Origin of the sequence: Bacillus sp. RC240, from assembly GCF_044907945.1 — a bacterium.
Classification (GTDB): domain Bacteria; phylum Bacillota; class Bacilli; order Bacillales; family Bacillaceae_G; genus Bacillus_A; species Bacillus_A mycoides.
The window spans coordinates 1,390,268-1,408,695 of record NZ_JBIYCT010000001.1 but is presented as its reverse complement, the minus strand read 5'-3'; the positions used below and the strand labels follow the sequence as shown (position 1 = coordinate 1,408,695).

Sequence of the window (18,428 nt, the reverse complement as noted above, 5' to 3'; positions counted from 1 at the left end):
TTGGCACAATAATTAGCCAAAATAGTGAGGACAGTAGTTGTGAGATAAACTCATTAAAACTCTAAAACACTAAAGGGGAGATCACATATGAAAGCAGTAGTAGTTAATAAAAACAGCAAAGCAAACATTGAAGTTATTGAAAAGGAATTACGTTCGCTACATTCGGGTGAAGCGCTAGTAGATGTAGAGTATTGTGGAGTTTGCCACACTGATTTACACGTTGCAAATCATGATTTTGGAAACACCGATGGCCGCATCCTTGGTCATGAGGGTGTAGGTATTGTTACTAAAATTGCTGATGATGTTACTTCACTAAAGATAGGTGACCGTGTAAGTATTGCATGGATGTTCCAATCTTGTGGACGTTGTGAATATTGCGTAACGGGTAGAGAAACATTCTGCCGTGAAGTGAAAAATGCTGGTTATTCAGTAGATGGTGGTATGGCTGAACAATGTATTGTTACAGCTGATTATGCGGTGAAGGTACCAGAAGGATTAGATCCTGCTCAAGCATCATCAATCACATGTGCGGGCGTAACTACATATAAAGCTATAAAAGTATCAGACATTAAACCTGGTCAACCTATCGTAATCTATGGTTGCGGTGGATTAGGAAACTTAGCTATCCAATATGCTAAAAACGTATTTGGTGCAAAGGTAATTGCAGTAGATATCAATGACGACAAATTAGCCTTAGCAAAAGAAGTTGGTGCTGATATGACTATCAATCCAATTTCTCAAGGTCCTGCTGATAAAATTGTTCAAGAGGAGTTTGGTGGTGCTTATGCTGCTGTAGTAACAGCAGTTTCTAAAGTAGCTTTCAACTCAGCAGTTGATGCAGTACGTGCTTGCGGTAAAGTAGTTGCGGTAGGTTTACCAGTAGAAACTATGGATTTAAACATTCCACGACTTGTATTAGACGGGATTGAAGTAGTTGGTTCTCTAGTTGGTACTCGTAAGGATCTGGAGGAGGCATTTATGTTCGGCGCAGAAGGAAAAGTAGTGCCGGTTGTTCAAACGTGTTCTCTAGAAAAAGTACAAAATGTATTCGAAGAAATGGAACAAGGTAGAATTCAAGGACGTATGGTAATCGATTTTAAACAGCATAATTGTGATTGTAAATAATTCATTTTAAATATAAAAAGCATGAGTCTAGCAAAGGACATGTAAAAAAGTTAGACGGCATAAAAAAGATGATCCCTCGTATTCAATAGGGATCATCTTTTTTATATTCTACTAATATCAATGCCAATTAATACTTGATTGATGAGACATGATTAAAAATTCACTTTATTTGCAAACGAAAAAGAATCTTTATTTTCAACAAATTTTTTATGATCTGGAACGGTTTGAATTGCTACAACTTGCGAATCTCTTGCTTTCAGTGCATCTTGAATTCCGATTGTCATAAGCTTAATAAAAAGAATTGTAATAAAGAATGAAACGAGAGTATAAAAAATAATCCACCATGAAAGATTCATTTCATAACGATTTAATCCAATAAGACCTGCCCAATCATTAGATAGAGAAACAGGTTTGGGCACTCCGTCATAGAGTTCCCGCATTTGTATCCCGCCAATTACAATGTTAAGCAACGCTAAATGGATAACGAGTATGAGTGTTTGGACGATATGTTCCATGAATAACACAAATAAGCGATCAAGTAATAAGACTCGTAAGTGTTTTTTGATAATATGAAAACGGCTAGCACCCAGCAATTGAGAACTTAAAATGTAATCTTGTTTCATAAATTCATCAACCTCTGAGGATATATATAAAGAAAGTGTAGGTAGAGCGACGAAAATAAGTACGAGTACTTGATAAAACATAAATGAAATATTTGGGTCTAATCTATCAGCGTTTGATGTGATTACAATATTAACGGGCGTGATGAGTATAAATGCGATAAATAGAGTTGGAATATAATAAAAAACTTCTGAGCATGACTGGAAAAATCTCTTGAATTTTGGAGCGTATAAACTTAAGAGGATTCCTATACATGTTCCGAATAAAATTCGAAAGAAGCTAATTGCCACGGCTAATAAAATGGTGAATTTTGCTCCTTCTACAATTTGTAAGAAAACAGACTCTCCAAAACGATCAGATCCAAAAGGCGGCATTAACGATGGCGAAAAGGGGGCCTTTCCAAGTAATTCGTTATTGTCATTGTAAAGTAACTGAGGAGGTTTTGGGATGTTATCTTTAAAGAACCAACTATAAATAAAACTAGCTGAAACAAGTATGAATAGATAAGTAAAGCCGATTAAAAATCGTTTTGATTTCCAAATAGATTTCATAATGCTGCTCCTTTCAATTGCTTTTTCCATCTATTCATCATGAATGAGATTATTTGAAAAATGGTATAAAACGGTAAAATAATCATAACAAGTATGATAAATGCAGCTGGGGGTGAAATAAACGCCTTCTTAAATAAAAATTGAATAATGCCTTCCATATTAAAAACAAATTCTAAAATGAATAAGTTAGAAAGTAAGAAAACAAAAATCGTTTTTAAATGGTGAAAGAAGTGGATAGATATATTTTTGAATAAATGAATGCAAAGTATATAACTTGATGAAAGTCCTTTTCCATATGCAACCTCTACGTAATGTTTTTCATGTTCTTCTTTTATGTATAACACCATCATCCGAAACATTTGTAATGTAGGTAAGACTGCTAAAGATAAAATAGGGAGTAAATAAGCTCGATTTTCATTAAAAGAAATAATGGTGACAGGAGATTCCCCGAATTTCTGAAGTACCCATATGAAAAATATTTGCAAACAAATCATCATCATCATATCAGGGATAGCTTCTAATATGAATACAATTCGGTTTATCCATTTTTTTATATAATCTTTTGCTAAAAAATAAAAAAATGCCATACTAGATGATAGAAAGAGTGCAAGCAAAAAGGCTATAAATAATACAGTAAATGAATATAGGTAAGGTTCTAAAACAGTTGGAAATAATGGTGTTTTTTTGAAACTACCAAATTTAGGGTCTGATCCGATAACCACTAATGATTCAGGGGAGAAAACCTCTTTTAACATAGTAACGATCTGATTAAAAAAGTAAATTGGTTGAAAGGTAAATCCTTGTTGAGTGATAAATAAATAAGGTAAATTTAATAATAGTAAGAGTGATAAAAGAATTGATGAAAGCTTAATTGTGAATTGAGATATTGTATTTAACATTAAATCCCTCCGACATCTTTTTACAACATTATACAATAAAGTTTATATTCTGTTTTGATTTTTCCGAAAAATATAAATACTATTAGATTTTATAGTATGGAACATATATTTACAAGGTAAAAAAGTGATAGTAGGGAGCCACGCCCTATGTCCATCAAGCTAAGAAAACGAGAACTTATATATTATTATCTTTAGGTGGAGGGGAAAGAATGTTTGATAAATTAAAAAGGTTATTTAAAAAAGATAAAGAGAATGATTTAGAAGATGAGAGGTACATTTTGATTCGAAAAAAATTTTCTTCTAATAACTTGATTTATGAAAAAATATTTTATATACTAATTCATGTAAACGGTTTACTAGATCGTATTTTGCTAGAAACGAAGGGAAGGTTCGCATGGAAACAAGGGGGAGAGTAATCGGGGTTGACATCGGTACCACAAGTACGAAAACGGTTGTATTCACTGAAAAAGGAAAAGTCGTTGCTTCACATGCAATTGATTATCCAATTATTCAACCGAACGTCGGATGGGCTGAGCAAGATCCTGATGTAATATGTGCTGCTGTATATAAAACTGTAAGCGTTGCCATTAAAAAGGGTAATGTGTCACCGGAAGATATTTCTTCAATCGGTATTAGTACAGCGATGCATGCCTTAATTGCTGTAGATGAAAACGGTGCGCCGTTAACGCGCTCTATTATTTGGGCAGATAATAGAAGCACAAAGCAATCAGAAAAACTATTACAACAAATGAATGGTCATGACATTTATAGAAGAACTGGTACACCAATTCATCCGATGTCACCACTTTCTAAATTACTGTGGATGAAAGAAGAAGAAACGGATTTATTCAGAACTGCTTATAAATTTATTTCCATTAAAGAGTATGTCATTTATCAATTATTTTCACGCTATGTAGTTGATCATTCAATCGCATCAGCTACTGGGTTATTTAATTTAGAAACATTAAACTGGGATGAAGATGTTTTAACTATGTTAAATATGTCACCAGAACAATTATCAACACCTGTACCAACTACATATATTTTATCGGGAATGAAACCGGAATTAGCACAAAAGATGGGCATTCATGAAGATACTCCAGTTGTTATTGGTGCGAGTGATGGTGTTCTTGCAAATGTAGGTGTCGGTGCAATATCACCTGGATCAGCTGCAATTACGATTGGGACAAGTGGTGCGGTTCGAACAATTTCATCAAGTGTTAATACAGATGAAAAAGGAAGAACTTTTTGTTACGCATTAACAGATGAGCACTGGGTAATCGGTGGACCGACGAATAATGGCGGGATTTTATTAAGATGGCTACGTGATGAATTCGGTAGTCCAGAGCAAGAAGTTGCAAGGAAGCTTGGGATTGATCCTTATGATTTATTAATTAAGTATGCAGAAAATGTACCAGCTGGAGCAGAAGGATTGCTATTTTTACCGTTTTTATCTGGGGAACGTGCACCTTACTGGAATGCAAATGCTCGTGGTACATTCTTCGGTATAAACCTTCAGCATAAACGAGAACATTTTATACGAGCAGTTATGGAAGGTGTTTGTATGAGTGTGTATTCAGTAGCACTTGCCATTCGAGATTGTACAGGGCCACTTACTGAAATACGTGTTTCAGGAGGCTTTGCGAAATCTGCATTTTGGAGACAAATGTTATCTGACATGATGGGGAAAGAATTACTTGTTCCAGAAAGTCATGAAGCATCTGCGCTTGGGGCAGCGGCACTTGCTTTGTATGCAATTGGGAAAATTGATTCGCTTGAAGAGGTGAAGGATTGGATTGATATTGTCCATCACCATGTACCGAATAAAGAAAATACGGCTTTATATTTAGAGATGTTTTATATGTATGAACGACTTTACAATCGTTTGAAAGAAGAATTTGATTGTATAGCTGCTTTCCAACGTAAACAATAGGGGGATTGGGAGAAATGGTAGTTGGAATCGTACTAGCGGCTGTTGTCATATTGCTTTTACTAATTACGGTAGTAAAATGGCATCCATTTGTCGCGTTAATTTTAACAGCAATCGGTGTAGGCCTAGCAATGGGGATGCCCTTAATTGGAACTTCACCACAACATCCAGGGATTATCGATTCTATTAAATTAGGTCTTGGTAATACGTTAGGGTTTTTGGCGATTGTTTTAGCTTTAGGAACAATGCTTGGAAAAATGATGGCTGAGTCTGGCGGTGCTGAACGAATTGCTAACACATTAATTGGACGTTTTGGGAAAAAGCGTGTTCACTGGGCAATGATGTTCGTTGCATTTATAGTAGGGATTCCGGTATTTTTCCAAGTTGGATTTGTACTATTAATTCCGTTAGTATTTACAATTGCGTTAGAAACAGGGGTATCACTTATTACAATCGGTATTCCGCTAGTAGCAGGTCTTTCGGTTGTACACGGACTTGTTCCACCGCATCCAGCAGCTATGGCAGCGGTAGGTATATTTAAAGCAGATGTAGGGAAGACAATTTTGTATGCATTAATTGTCGGACTTCCAACTGCAATAATTGCAGGTCCGCTTTACGGGAAATGGATTGGTGCTCGTATACATAAAGAAGTACCGTTAGATATAGCGGAGCAATTTATTGAAAGAGATAAGAAGAAGGAACTTCCTAGCTTCGGAAATACATTGTTTACTATTTTACTTCCAGTATTTCTTATGCTAGGTGCATCGATAGCGGAAGTAGCATTAAATAAAACAAGCCAACTTGCACAAGTATTGCATTTTATTGGAGATCCAATAGTGGCATTATTAATTGCAACGATATATTCTTTCTTTAGTCTTGGCTATGCAAAAGGGTTTTCTAAAGACAAAGTCTTACAAGTTACAAATGATTGTTTAGGCCCAATTGCAAACATACTGTTAGTTATCGGTGCAGGCGGCGCATTTAATAAAGTGTTATTAGATTCTGGGATCGGAACTACAATTGCGGAGATGGCGAAAGAATCGCATATTTCACCGATATTATTAGGTTGGGGGATTGCTGCACTTATCCGAATCGCGACGGGCTCTGCTACTGTTTCCATGATGACAGCAGCTGGAATTGTAGCACCGATTGCAGCAAGTACACCAGGAGTAAATGTAGAGTTACTGGCACTTGCAACAGGAGCAGGGTCATTAATATTATCGCATGTAAATGATTCTGGATTTTGGATGATTAAAGAGTATTTCGGAATGACTGTGAAAGAAACATTATTAACATGGACCGCAATGGAGACAATATTATCTGTTGTAGCACTTGGATTAATTTCGTTATTAAATATATTTGTATAGAATGGGAGATTGATTAATATGAAACTAGGTTTAATTGGATTAGGAAAAATGGGATTCCCATTAGCTGAACACTTACATGAAGACAAGCATGAAGTAGTTGTATACGATGTAAATAATGAGCTTGTTGAAAAGGCAGGGGAATTAGGGATTACTGCTCGTCATACGTTAAAAGAAATGATTGCTGAACTAGAAGCACCTCGTACAATTTGGGTAATGGTACCTGCAGGAGAAGTTGTCGAGTCAGTACTAAAAGATGTATATCCATTATTAGAGGAAGGCGATATCGTTATTGAAGGTGGAAATTCATTCTATAAGGATACGTTGCGTCGTGCTGAAGAAGCGAAAAGCTTTGGCTTACATTACGTAGATATCGGTACATCAGGTGGTGTGGAAGGAGCTAGATACGGTGCGTGCTTAATGGTTGGTGGAGAAAAAGAAATTTATGATCAACTAGAACCTTTATTTAAAGATTTAGCAGTAGAAAATGGTTATTCATATGCAGGCCGCGTCGGTAGTGGGCATTTCTTAAAAATGGTTCATAACGGTATTGAATACGGAATGATGCAAGCAATCGCTGAAGGATTTGAAGTACTAGATAAAAGTGATTTTGATTTCAATTATGAAGATGTTGCAAAAGTATGGGCAAACGGATCGGTTATCCGTGGTTGGTTAATGGACTTAACTGAAAAAGCATTTGCAGAAGATCCGAAACTTGATGGCATTAAAGGTGTTATGAACTCTTCAGGAGAAGGGAAATGGACTGTTGAAACAGCGCTTGAATTACAAGCAGCGGCACCAGTTATCGCTATGTCATTATTTATGCGCTACCGTTCACAAGAAGATGATACATTCCACGGAAAAGTGGTTTCCGCACTTCGTAATCAATTCGGTGGACATGAGGTTGTGAAAAATTAGTTTTGTGAAACTCATACGAAAGTATGAGTTTTTTTTATTTCTCATACTATTTAATGAAAGTTTTTCCCTCTTTTTACTGTGTTTTGTATAGAAATTTCTGATAATATATAAATATAACTTGAAAACAAAGGGGAGAAATAATTATGAAACTAGTCGTTATTAACGGTACACCAAGAAAATTCGGTAGAACTCGCGTTGTGGCAAAATATATTGCAGAGCAATTTGAAGGGGAGTTATACGATTTAGCAGTAGCGGAATTGCCTTTATATAATGGAGAAGAATCACAACGTGAATTAGAGGCAGTAAAAAAATTAAAAGCTTTAGTGAAAGCTGCAGACGGTGTAGTACTATGTACACCAGAATATCATAATGCGATGAGCGGAGCGCTGAAAAATTCGTTAGATTACTTAAGTAGCAGTGAATTCATCCATAAGCCTGTCGCATTACTAGCAGTTGCTGGAGGAGGTAAAGGGGGAATAAACGCATTAAATAGTATGCGCACTGTCGCTAGAGGCGTTTACGCAAATGCAATTCCAAAACAAGTCGTGCTTGATGGGTTACATGTGCAAGATGGTGAACTTGGAGAAGATGCAAAACCATTAATTCATGATTTAGTTAAAGAATTAAAAGCATATATGAGCGTATATAAAGAGGTGAAAAAACAATTAGGAGTTGAGTGATATGTCCTCTCTTTATCATGATTCTCGCTTGTATTACATTCTAGGAGCCAATAGTTTATCCGCTATTGGTTCCGGGATTGTTATGATAACGATTCCGTGGCTATTGATTAAGGAAAGTGGAGGAGAGACAACGTTTGGTTATGTTTCTATCGTTGCGACTCTCATCATGTTTTTACTAACACCATTCATTGGGCAAAGCATAGATCGTTTTTCAAGAAAATCTTTGTTGTTATGTAACGAAGGTATTGGGATAGCGATTATAGGAATGATGGCTATTTGGGGATTTGCTGGGCAATCATACAATTCTATTCATTACATCATTATTTATATAGCAGGTTCTTTCTATTATCTATTATTCTATCCTACAATTTTTGCATTCAACCAAGAAATATTTCAATCTGAACATTATAAAAGTTTAAGTGGCACGATGGAAATACAAGGACAATTAACGCAAGTTATTTCAGGCGCAGCTGCTAGCTTTTTAATTGAGATTATTTCTTTGAAATGGATCTTGTTAGTGGATATGTTAACTTTTGCAGGAGCATTTTTTCTTTTCTTATGTATACCGTATGTAAAGAAAAAAGAAGTAAAACGGAAAGCAACATTTAAGAAGCAATTGTTCGAAGGAATTCACTTTATGAAAAAGCGCCCTAAGTTATTTTGGTTTTTACTAGCGACTTATATGCCGTTTATCGGTGTCATGATGGCAAATTATTTAATCCCAGTATATATTTCAGATATACTCAAAGCTAGTGCCTCTGTATACGCGATAGAAGGTATGATGTATGGTGTTGGGGCTGTTATTGCGGGAATAAGTATTCCAATCATGATGAAATATGTCAAAATAGAAATTTCAATCGTTATGACGATGATTATTTATGTAATTTCAATTACCGCAATGATTATTGAGCCTTCCATTATGTTATTATATGGACTTGCGATTTTCCATGCGATTGGAAATGCTGGAACGAGAGTGGCGAGAAATGTATTGATGATGGAAGAAATTCCAAATGAAGTAATGGGACGTGTGGACAGCTTATTTCGATTAATTGGTACAGGAATTCGAATTGTATTATTAATGTTGTTTACGGCAGGCGTATCTAAAGCAGGGGTAATGATCCCGTTTTATGTACTGAGCTGTATATTGATCCTATCATTAGGGATTGCTTTTTATTATGTAATTTCAAAACGTAAAACGGAAGCGAATGTGTCTAATAAATCAATTGTTTAAAAAATACTTCTGCCTCCTTTTCTTTTTCTATATAATAAAAAGAAAGGGAGTGTTAACTTATTTATGAACAAATGGATATTGCTTATAATCTTATTACTACCTCCGATATACATCATTTATATGACGTTTCGAATGAATAAAGTTGCTCGTGAAACATTGAGTAATCACTCTCCATACGTTCTTATATTAGGTGCAAAGTTATTTGGAGATAGACCGTCTTTATCTCTTCAAAATCGTTTGGATATGGCGCTAGAATATTTACATGCTCACCCTGAGGTGAAAGTAATTGTTTCAGGTGGTCAAGGGGAAGATGAAGATATACCGGAAGCTCACAGTATGAGAAACTATTTAATGGTACATGGTATAGATGAGAATCGCATTTTAATTGAAGACCGCTCTACAAATACGTATGAAAATTTAAAGTTTAGTATGGATTTATATGATGTAAAGCATGCGGTAGTTGTAAGTAATACGTATCATTTATATCGAACGAAAATAATTGCAAAGCGTGTAGGGATAAAGATGGAAGCTTTGGCTGCTGAAACACCGAGACGCTCTAAGAAAAAAGCGTATGTGCGTGAATATGCTGCAATTATGAAAACAATATTGTTCGACCGTTAGAGCTCAAATGAGAGCTCTTTTTTTGTATAATAAAGCGTATCATTTGAAATGAATGCTATATTCCATCAAAATAAAGGAAACAACATGAAAGGAGTTGTGTCTGTGATTCAATTTAATCATGTGTCAAAAGCGTATGAAGATGGCACAAAAGCAGTGGATTCATTACATTTAGAAATTAAAAAAGGAGAATTTTTTGTTCTCATTGGTCCGAGTGGTTGCGGGAAAACAACGACAATGAAGATGATTAACCGTTTAATTGAAACGACGGAAGGATCAATTTTAATCGATGGAAAAGATATTCAACAATATAACATAAACGAACTACGTTGGAATATAGGGTACGTGTTGCAGCAGATTGCGCTGTTTCCACATATGACAATTGCTGAAAATATTGCAGTTGTCCCTGAAATGAGAAAATGGACCAAAAAGGAAATAAAAGCACGTGTCGATGACTTGCTACAGATGGTTGGGCTCGATCCAGATGTATATCGTGATCGCATGCCAGATGAATTGTCAGGAGGGCAGAAACAACGTGTTGGTGTCGTACGGGCATTAGCCGCAAACCCGAAAATTGTACTTATGGACGAGCCATTTAGTGCGTTAGATCCGTTAAGTAGGGAGCAGCTTCAGAAGGATATCGTACAATTGCAAAAAAAGATTCAAAAAACAATCGTGTTCGTAACGCACGATATGCAAGAGGCTTTATCACTTGGTGATCGTATTTGTGTAATGAAAGAAGGAAAAGTTGTTCAATTAGATACACCAGAAGGAATTATACATAACCCGAAAAATGAGTTTGTAGAGGAGTTCATTGGAAATCGTGGACGACCTTGGTATGAGGGGAAGAGTATAGAAGAGGTATTGCCGCTAGACGAGGGTATACGAGTTGAAGGGAATGCTTTATCTTTACATTCGTCATTACAAGAAGCACTAGTCCGCTTACAAACTGAAGAGTCAGTGCCGGTTGAAGAGCATGGTCAATATGTTGGAGCGTTAACAAGTCGTCATATTGTCAATTACATTGTTGAACAAATGAAGGAAAGAGGCTAAACAGTGACTGATTTTATTCAAACGTTCCAAGAACGAAAAGTAGAATTGCTAAGTGCATTAAGTGAGCATTTACAAATATCGCTTATTTCACTATTTTTTGCAGTAATTATTGCAGTGCCACTCGGCATTATATTAACGAGAAAAGAACGAATGGCTGAATTTATTATAGGGACTTCTGCTGTTATGCAGACAGTGCCCTCACTTGCTTTACTTGGACTATTAATTCCGTTGGTAGGAATTGGAAAACTGCCAGCTATAATCGCATTAGTTGTGTATGCACTATTACCTATTTTACGAAATACATATACAGGAATACGGGAATTAGATGAATCACTTATAGAAGCGGCGAGAGCTATGGGGATGAATAGCTGGAAAAGATTATGGAAGGTAGAGCTTCCGCTCGCATTGCCAATTATTATGGCTGGTATTCGTACAGCGATGGTATTAATTGTTGGAACGGCTACATTAGCTGCTTTAATAGGCGCTGGTGGGCTCGGTAAGCTCATATTATTAGGTATAGATCGAAATGACCATGCGCTTATCATTTTAGGGGCCGTACCAGCTGCGTTACTCGCTTTATTCTTTGATATAGTACTTCGCATACTTGAGAGCCCGAAACGCTGTTCTAAGCGCGTTATATTGACGATATGTATAGTTGTAGTAATGATAGCTGCTCCATTTCTTTGGAATACCGAAAAGAAAGACATAGTTATTGCTGGTAAACTTGGATCTGAACCAGAAATATTAATTCAAATGTACAAGCAACTTATTGAACAGGATACAGATTTACAAGTGGAATTAAAGCCAGGCCTTGGAAAAACAGCATTTGTATTCGAAGCGTTAAAATCAGGTGAAGTAGATATATACCCAGAATTTTCAGGTACAGCTTTATCTACTTTCGTGAAAGAAGAACCGAAAAGTACAAATCGTGATGAAGTATATGAACAAGCTCGTATTGGAATGGAAAAGAAATATAATATGGTTATGTTAAAGCCAATGGAGTATAACAATACATACGCACTAGCCATGCCGAAAAAAATAGCAGATCAAAATAACATAAATACAATTTCTGATTTAGGAAAAATTGCACAGGAAGCTAAAGTAGGATTTACATTAGAATTTGCTGATCGTGAAGATGGTTATAAAGGAATGCAAAAATTATATAACTATAAGTTTTCAAATGTTAAAACGATGGAACCGAAACTGCGCTATAGTGCAATACAATCGGGAGATGTTAACGTAATCGATGCATATTCAACAGATAGTGAATTGGAGCAATATGGGCTTAAAGTGCTAAAAGATGATAAAGGACTATTCCCGCCTTATCAAGGAGCACCATTATTAAGAAAAGAGACGTTACAGAAATATCCTGAACTCGAAAAAATATTAAATAAATTATCTGGAAAGATTACAGATGAAGAAATGAGAAAAATGAATTATGAAGTAAATGTGAATGGGAAAAGTAGCGAAGAAGTCGCAAAACAATTTTTACAAAAAGAGAAGTTACTTCGTTAATTTTACAATAAATATACAATTTTATATGTATGAAATGACCGTTCATTACAAAATGAACGGTTTTTTTGTGCATACTTATACATTTTTTCAAAAAAGTATTCCATTTTTCTTCATTTTCTTTTAGAATAAGTAATGTTTTCCTGAAAAAATATAAGAGAAACGTCTATTAGAGAAAAAGGTGACTTTAATAGTTGAACGAACATAACACCTAGAATGACAGATGGGGTGGTACAAATAGAAAAGAAGTTAGGATTCTTTCCGTTAATCGCATTAGTAGTTGGAACGATGGTTGGTGGCGGTGTTTTTAGTTTACCGCATGATTTAGCAGTAGGAGCAAATAGTGGTGCAACGATAATTGGTTGGTGTATTACAGCAATGGGAATGATTCCACTTGCGCTCGTATATCAAACGTTAGCAAGACAAAAACCGGAGCTTGAGGGCGGAATCTATAGTTATGCACGAGCTGGATTCGGTGAATATATTGGTTTTAACAGTGCTTGGGGATACTGGCTAGCAGGGATTTTAGGAAATGTTGCAACAATTATGTTACTGTTTAGTACATTAGGTTACTTCTTCCCAATTTTTAAAGGCGGAAATAATGTTGCGTCAATCGTAGGTGCATCACTTTTATTATGGACATTGCATTTTCTAATTTTATTTGGAATTCGTGAAGCCTCCATTATGAATGTTATCGCAACGATTGGGAAATTAGTTCCGATTTTATTATTTATTGTCGTGATGGTAACAGCGTTTCGCTGGGATACATTTACACATGACTTTTGGGGCGAAGGGACTATCTCAGTTTCCTCTGTACTAGGGCAAGTGAAAAATACAATGCTTGTAACCCTTTGGGTGTTCATTGGGGTTGAAGGAGCAGTTGTATTATCAGGAAGAGCTAAAAATAGTAGAGACGTTGGAAAAGCGACAGTACTTGGACTTATTTTAGTAATGTCTATTTATATTTTAATTTCTGTTCTGTCAATGGGAGCCATGACAAGAAAAGAACTTTCAGTATTAGAGACTCCTTCAATGGGACATGTATTAGAACATGTTGTTGGGCCATGGGGTGCAATGGCAATTAATATTGGATTAGTTGCGTCACTTGTAGGTACATTAATTGGCTGGTTTTTACTCGTTTCTGAAATTTCTCACGTAGCAGGAAAAGACGGCGTGTTTCCGAAAGTCTTTACGAAAACAAATAAGAAACAAACGCCGCATATGGCATTGTGGATTTCAAATATCGTTGCCCAAACTATATTTATAATCGTTTTGTTTTCACAATCGACATATCAAATTATGTATTTTATTGCGTCAACATCTATATTACTGCCGTACTTATTATCAGCGCTATTTCAATTGAAATTAGTCATCACGAAAGAGCTGAAAGTTGCGAGAGTAAAAAATGGATTGTTAGCATTAATTGCTTCCCTATACTCTGTATGGTTAATTTATGCAGCTGGTTTAAAGAATTTATTGCTTGTTTCAATCGTATATGGTATTGGGATTCTCGTGTATATGTTTGCAAGAAAAGAAAAAGGGAATCGTTGTTTTGCAGGCAAAGAGCGATATGTGATGTTGGCAATTGTTATTGCAGCTATTACATCACTTTATATGTTACTGACAGGAACTATAAAAATGTAAAAGTCCTTTTAATTTAAAGGGCTTTTTTCCTTGTCTAGAGAATATTTAATACATAAGATATTCAGGAGGGATGAAAATGGAAGAAAAAGAACAGTTGTCTAGAATTATGGATTTAGCTAGTGATTTAAGGAAAGTATTAGTACAAGAATCTTTTTTTAATCATCATCCTGAACTTCGAGGCGTGATTGAAAATTTAGCGAGTTCTGTAGAGAATTTGGCGAGTTTGCAGCAAAATAAAGATGAAAATGCCGAAGATCGATTACGGTACGTACTTGCTAAAATGAAAATCGCTCATAATGCCATTTTACAAGAAAAAAAAGCATTTCCTTCTCATTAATATACGTTTTAATTTTGAACCTGACGGATGACGTCAGGTTTTTTATTTCTAGTTTTAGATTGTAGTTCATACAATAAGGATAGTATGAAAAAAAGAAGGTGACTACGTTGAAATTACATAAAGCTCTTCATCCAAGTTTTATAAAGCGAATGTATTATATGAGGTTTATTGGGAAGTTTGCAAAAGCTGAGGGAGAGAAGAATGGAGAAAATTTCTTTGTACAATGTCTTTCTTCAATACCTTTAACTTTACAAGAGTTATTTCCGACTGGAAAATATTTGTTTGAAGGATTATGCAGTAATAAAAAGAATGAAAAAATCTTTACTGATTTAAAGAAGCATAAATTAGAAAAGCAACTGGTTATGTTTCGTCTTTATTATGATCGTGGAAATTTATTTCTGGAATTAATATGCACAGAAGAGCCTCGGGAAATAGCATCTTCATATAAAGTGATTCCTTCACCAAAGGTCTCAAATTATAAAAAGAGAGCGTCATTGGAACGGAAGTTAAGCAACGGTTATTTATCATTTCTTATGCCTAAATTACCAAAAGACTTTGAGCCTCCAGAATTATTGTGGCATGAAGGAAGGCTATATGGAAATTTATCGTTAAAATCATCAATAAGTTCAATTTCATATTTTGAGCAAAGAAAAGAATGCAAATATATTGAAATAAACGATTGGATGAAACATGTAGAAATAGCAGTAGATGATCATTTATATTTTGTAAGTGAAAATATGTATGACCAACTAAATAAACGAATTGCTGAAGAAGGTAAGTTAGTTGAAGTAGAAGATATTAAAATGCAAAAGGATGACTGGGAATGGGATGAGCGTGAATCCTCTTTTTTGCAGTATGTACAAAGTATGGTTCGTAATAAAGGGTTATATTTGGATGATACAGATATATATAATTTTCACATTAGTATTAAAACCAATATGTTAACAATTGTTGGTGGTATACCAGGTGTTGGGAAATCACGCTTTGTGCAAGCTTATGCAGAATCACTTGGGTTACGTTATGGGGAAGAATTAATTTGGATTCCGATTTCACCATCGTATCAAGAACCACATGATATTCTCGGTTACCTTCATCCGAATGGTAATTTTATTGAAAGTGAAACGAAGTTAGTTCGGACATTGTTAAAGGCTAAAGAAAATCCAAATCAATTGTATATAATTGTGTTCGATGAAATGAACATGTCACATATTGAGCATTGGTTTACTCCGTTTCTATCCGTTCTTCAACTTGAAAAGAAAAATCGTATTTTGAGTTTGTATGAGAAAGTACAAGAAATAGAAAATCAAATTCCACCTTCAGTGGAAATTGGTGAGAATATTATTTTCGTAGGCACTGTAAATTTTGATGAAACGACGAAAGAGCTTTCCGATCGATTATTAGATCGAACAAATTTGATTACATTACAAAAAATTCCGTTTTGCGAGATGAGTATAGAACATGAGAAAGTTGTTCAGCAACCCCCGCTGAAAGTAACAACGGGAGAATTTCGACTCAATTGGTTTAGGAATAAAGAGATGATCGAAGTGTATACTGAAGAGGAATTAGAGTTATTGGATAAGTTACATGATGTATTATCATCACACGATATATCAAAAGGAATTTCTTTCCGATGTGCAAGCGCAATCGCTACGTATTTGCAAAATATACCGTTCCAAAATAATCAGTCTTATATGATTAGCAGGGAAGAAGGTTTTGATTTGCAAATAAAGCAGCGTGTATTAACGAAATTAAGGGGGACAGAAATGACAGTGGGCCCTCTACTTTCTGAAGAAGCAAAAAGGGGAGCGACATTGATACCACTTTTACAGTCTCCGCTTGCAAATCGTGTATCTACATTTGAACATTCTTTAGCTTATATAAGACAAAAGCGTAGAGAACTGGAGCTGTATGGCTATGCAAAATGAGGAGCGTTATGAAACAGCAATCGTCGATACGAAAGAAACGCTCCCGTTTGTATTGAAGCTAATTATTGGTACTGAGGGGAAAGGCGATTTTATCCTTTTAAACCGGCTTTGTACGTCTACTACAGCATTAGTTCAATGTATTTATAAAGTACAGGAATTAAAACCACTGAAATTACATTTCCATTATCAAAATCCAATGGACATTACATTCATATGGAATAAAGTATATGAGGGACAAAAGAATATAAAAGAGTCACAATATGAATTAAATGAAAAAAAACAAAGAGTATTAGTGTATGAACATGGAAAAACTGAATTTTTTTATCCGTGGCGCTGTGGCTTATACCATTTTGAAGTGCGTATAGAAGATAAAACTTATTATGGTGCGTTTCAAGTGGTTCCTAAAAACTTTTTTGATGACCAATTTGAAATGATTCAAGATTATGTGAAGTCAATTTTAAACGAGTTAATTTTAGATAGAGGTTATTACAAGAAAACTTTCTCAGCACTTAGCGATATTGAAGATTCTTCTTATTTGGTATTGTTAAGAAAGTTGCCACAAAAAATGAAAAGAATAAAACAAATTTTTAAGAAAGTAGAATCGAATGCGGAATTTGTACACGAATATGAATGGGAAACGAAAGCGCGGAAGGCAACGAGAAAAACTGCCATTATGACAGAAAGAAAGCTTTATGCGAAATATTACAACCGTAAATTTAAGGAGCAAAAAAATAGTATTGAAAATGCATTTCTTAAATTTAAAACGATGCAATTCTATTATTATTTACTTGAAGCAGAAATTTTTGTACGTAAAACTATTGAAATACTAGAAGGAGAAAAGAAGAAAAAGTCAGATGAATTTCAAGCTGTTAAAACAATTATGAAAACGATTGAACGAAATGGATCCGTGACGGATAGGGAAAAACAAAAATATAGAAATCTACATTTACTGAAAGAAGCAGATTTACGGAAAAGTTCTGTGAAAATACAAGAATATAAAATATTAGCTCATATCGTATATGAAAGTGTGCAATACTTTCGAAATTTATTGTATTCTCCATTTTGGAGGGAAGTTTCTGAAACAGCTACCATTAATTCGAACACTTTATCTATACCGCATCAACAATTAATCCACCATTTAGAATTGTTACCGCAACATACGGAGCAACCTCCATCTTTATTATTCGTATATAAACCAACGTTTTTAGTGTATGAGTATTACGCTTTTTTTATCGTTATTTCTATATTAGAACAAATCGGATTTGAAGATAAGAATCCTATTCGTGAACAAATACAAGAACATTTTTATTTAGACGGATTACAAGATGGAACGACAGTGATTTTACATCGAGATGATATAAAAGTGCACGTCGCGTTTAATGATTTAATTGAAACACACCCTCTTATTGCACTAAGCAAAGGAAGTAATTTTTATAACGGAGAGGACACAAAGAAGCCGGATATTCGTTTAGATTGTTATGTAAAGGAAGAAGAGAAGTATGTATATAAATCTTCTATTATTATCGAAGTGAAATACAGCCCTATGTACAATATTTTTCAGCCTGTCGGTAATACGAAAGCAACGGAGCAAATGTATAAATACTGGTCTATTAAGTATGTAGAAGAACAGAATGGTAAACGAATTTTTAAGCGAAGAGCGATTTATGAAGTGATTTGTGTATATCCAGGTAGCCATATGCATAGTAAAAAAATTGAATCTGGATGTGGAGTGTTTTTACAACTATATCCATATAAAACGAAACAAGGAGAAGAGAAGTTGGCTGGGAAGCATGGGATGATTCAAATTTTTGAGAAATGGTTAAAAAGTAATAAAATGTAAAAGAAATCCTTTTTAATGAAGGATTTCTTTAGGTTAAGAAGAATTATATGCAGTACGGAAAGACACATTATACGGTTCGAACTTGATAGTGATTATCATTTTTTTATTAGAGTAATTGAATCTTGTTATGTTTGTAACAGTATGGGGAATTAAGGGGTTTTGCATGTGTATTAATGACTA

16 protein-coding genes are annotated in these 18,428 nt (G+C 34.9%); 14 read left to right on the top strand and 2 right to left on the bottom strand.

What is annotated here, in order from left to right:
- The first annotated feature begins 87 nt into the window (after positions 1 to 87).
- On the top strand, positions 88 to 1,125 hold the full coding sequence (adhP, locus tag ABH955_RS07190) for an alcohol dehydrogenase AdhP (RefSeq protein ID WP_404455085.1): 1,038 nt from the start codon (positions 88 to 90) through the stop codon (positions 1,123 to 1,125).
- Between the two features lie 152 nt (positions 1,126 to 1,277).
- On the opposite strand, the gene ABH955_RS07185 is transcribed toward adhP, so the two are convergent.
- Positions 1,278 to 2,297 carry an ABC transporter permease gene (locus ABH955_RS07185; protein ID WP_404455089.1) on the bottom strand — a complete coding sequence of 340 codons (1,020 nt, stop codon included), beginning with the start codon at positions 2,295 to 2,297 and terminating at the stop codon, positions 1,278 to 1,280.
- Complete coding sequence (locus tag ABH955_RS07180; protein WP_404455092.1) at positions 2,294 to 3,196, bottom strand: ABC transporter permease subunit; 903 nt, start codon at positions 3,194 to 3,196, stop codon at positions 2,294 to 2,296. The genes ABH955_RS07185 and ABH955_RS07180 overlap by 4 nt, the downstream gene beginning before the upstream one ends.
- 209 nt (positions 3,197 to 3,405) lie before the next feature.
- Here ABH955_RS07180 and ABH955_RS07175 point away from each other — a divergent pair, with 209 nt between their 5' ends.
- From ABH955_RS07175 to ABH955_RS07115, 13 genes are all read left to right on the top strand, one after another.
- Positions 3,406 to 3,612 carry a hypothetical protein gene (locus ABH955_RS07175; protein ID WP_404455095.1) on the top strand — a complete coding sequence of 69 codons (207 nt, stop codon included), beginning with the start codon at positions 3,406 to 3,408 and terminating at the stop codon, positions 3,610 to 3,612.
- A complete protein-coding gene (gene gntK, locus ABH955_RS07170; protein ID WP_404455097.1) occupies positions 3,591 to 5,129 on the top strand; it encodes a gluconokinase in 1,539 nt (512 codons plus the stop codon). The genes ABH955_RS07175 and gntK overlap by 22 nt, the downstream gene beginning before the upstream one ends.
- A gap of 14 nt (positions 5,130 to 5,143) precedes the next feature.
- On the top strand, positions 5,144 to 6,493 hold the full coding sequence (locus tag ABH955_RS07165; protein WP_002165883.1) for a GntP family permease: 1,350 nt from the start codon (positions 5,144 to 5,146) through the stop codon (positions 6,491 to 6,493).
- 18 nt (positions 6,494 to 6,511) lie between these two features.
- Complete coding sequence (gnd, locus tag ABH955_RS07160; protein WP_002012680.1) at positions 6,512 to 7,408, top strand: phosphogluconate dehydrogenase (NAD(+)-dependent, decarboxylating); 897 nt, start codon at positions 6,512 to 6,514, stop codon at positions 7,406 to 7,408.
- A 143-nt stretch (positions 7,409 to 7,551) separates the two neighbouring features.
- Positions 7,552 to 8,088, top strand: a complete 537-nt coding sequence (locus ABH955_RS07155; protein ID WP_071745885.1) for an NADPH-dependent FMN reductase — start codon at positions 7,552 to 7,554, stop codon at positions 8,086 to 8,088.
- Between the two features lies 1 nt (position 8,089).
- Positions 8,090 to 9,319 (top strand): MFS transporter, encoded by a 1,230-nt coding sequence (locus tag ABH955_RS07150; RefSeq protein ID WP_404491011.1) that lies wholly within the window; start codon positions 8,090 to 8,092, stop codon positions 9,317 to 9,319.
- A gap of 63 nt (positions 9,320 to 9,382) precedes the next feature.
- A complete protein-coding gene (locus ABH955_RS07145) occupies positions 9,383 to 9,940 on the top strand; it encodes a YdcF family protein (protein WP_215552369.1) in 558 nt (185 codons plus the stop codon).
- A 102-nt stretch (positions 9,941 to 10,042) separates the two neighbouring features.
- Positions 10,043 to 10,990: an ABC transporter ATP-binding protein gene (locus tag ABH955_RS07140; RefSeq protein WP_033709046.1), complete on the top strand. Its 948-nt coding sequence runs from the start codon at positions 10,043 to 10,045 to the stop codon at positions 10,988 to 10,990.
- 3 nt (positions 10,991 to 10,993) lie between these two features.
- On the top strand, positions 10,994 to 12,505 hold the full coding sequence (locus ABH955_RS07135) for an ABC transporter permease/substrate-binding protein (protein ID WP_215552368.1): 1,512 nt from the start codon (positions 10,994 to 10,996) through the stop codon (positions 12,503 to 12,505).
- Between the two features lie 213 nt (positions 12,506 to 12,718).
- Positions 12,719 to 14,146, top strand: coding sequence for a basic amino acid/polyamine antiporter (locus ABH955_RS07130; RefSeq protein WP_002189509.1), 1,428 nt, complete (start codon positions 12,719 to 12,721; stop codon positions 14,144 to 14,146).
- 76 nt (positions 14,147 to 14,222) lie between these two features.
- Positions 14,223 to 14,483 carry a hypothetical protein gene (locus ABH955_RS07125; RefSeq protein WP_002085825.1) on the top strand — a complete coding sequence of 87 codons (261 nt, stop codon included), beginning with the start codon at positions 14,223 to 14,225 and terminating at the stop codon, positions 14,481 to 14,483.
- Between the two features lie 107 nt (positions 14,484 to 14,590).
- The gene (locus tag ABH955_RS07120) at positions 14,591 to 16,408 is read left to right on the top strand and encodes an AAA family ATPase (protein ID WP_215552367.1); all 1,818 of its coding nucleotides are present in this window, start codon (positions 14,591 to 14,593) and stop codon (positions 16,406 to 16,408) included.
- Complete coding sequence (locus ABH955_RS07115) at positions 16,398 to 18,248, top strand: hypothetical protein (protein ID WP_002136129.1); 1,851 nt, start codon at positions 16,398 to 16,400, stop codon at positions 18,246 to 18,248. The genes ABH955_RS07120 and ABH955_RS07115 overlap by 11 nt, the downstream gene beginning before the upstream one ends.
- The last annotated feature ends 180 nt before the right edge of the window (positions 18,249 to 18,428 follow it).

What these genes read in the sequence shown, in the direction of transcription:
- adhP (WP_404455085.1), top strand. Translation starts at nt 88, where the DNA reads ATGAAAGCAGTAGTAGTTAATAAAAACAGCAAAGCAAACATTGAAGTT.
- ABH955_RS07115 (WP_002136129.1), top strand. Translation starts at nt 16,398, where the DNA reads ATGCAAAATGAGGAGCGTTATGAAACAGCAATCGTCGATACGAAAGAA.
- ABH955_RS07185 (WP_404455089.1), bottom strand. Translation starts at nt 2,297, where the DNA reads ATGAAATCTATTTGGAAATCAAAACGATTTTTAATCGGCTTTACTTAT.
- gntK (WP_404455097.1), top strand. Translation starts at nt 3,591, where the DNA reads ATGGAAACAAGGGGGAGAGTAATCGGGGTTGACATCGGTACCACAAGT.
- ABH955_RS07175 (WP_404455095.1), top strand. Translation starts at nt 3,406, where the DNA reads ATGTTTGATAAATTAAAAAGGTTATTTAAAAAAGATAAAGAGAATGAT.
- ABH955_RS07145 (WP_215552369.1), top strand. Translation starts at nt 9,383, where the DNA reads ATGAACAAATGGATATTGCTTATAATCTTATTACTACCTCCGATATAC.
- ABH955_RS07155 (WP_071745885.1), top strand. Translation starts at nt 7,552, where the DNA reads ATGAAACTAGTCGTTATTAACGGTACACCAAGAAAATTCGGTAGAACT.
- ABH955_RS07180 (WP_404455092.1), bottom strand. Translation starts at nt 3,196, where the DNA reads ATGTTAAATACAATATCTCAATTCACAATTAAGCTTTCATCAATTCTT.
- ABH955_RS07150 (WP_404491011.1), top strand. Translation starts at nt 8,090, where the DNA reads ATGTCCTCTCTTTATCATGATTCTCGCTTGTATTACATTCTAGGAGCC.
- ABH955_RS07125 (WP_002085825.1), top strand. Translation starts at nt 14,223, where the DNA reads ATGGAAGAAAAAGAACAGTTGTCTAGAATTATGGATTTAGCTAGTGAT.
- ABH955_RS07165 (WP_002165883.1), top strand. Translation starts at nt 5,144, where the DNA reads ATGGTAGTTGGAATCGTACTAGCGGCTGTTGTCATATTGCTTTTACTA.
- ABH955_RS07130 (WP_002189509.1), top strand. Translation starts at nt 12,719, where the DNA reads ATGACAGATGGGGTGGTACAAATAGAAAAGAAGTTAGGATTCTTTCCG.
- gnd (WP_002012680.1), top strand. Translation starts at nt 6,512, where the DNA reads ATGAAACTAGGTTTAATTGGATTAGGAAAAATGGGATTCCCATTAGCT.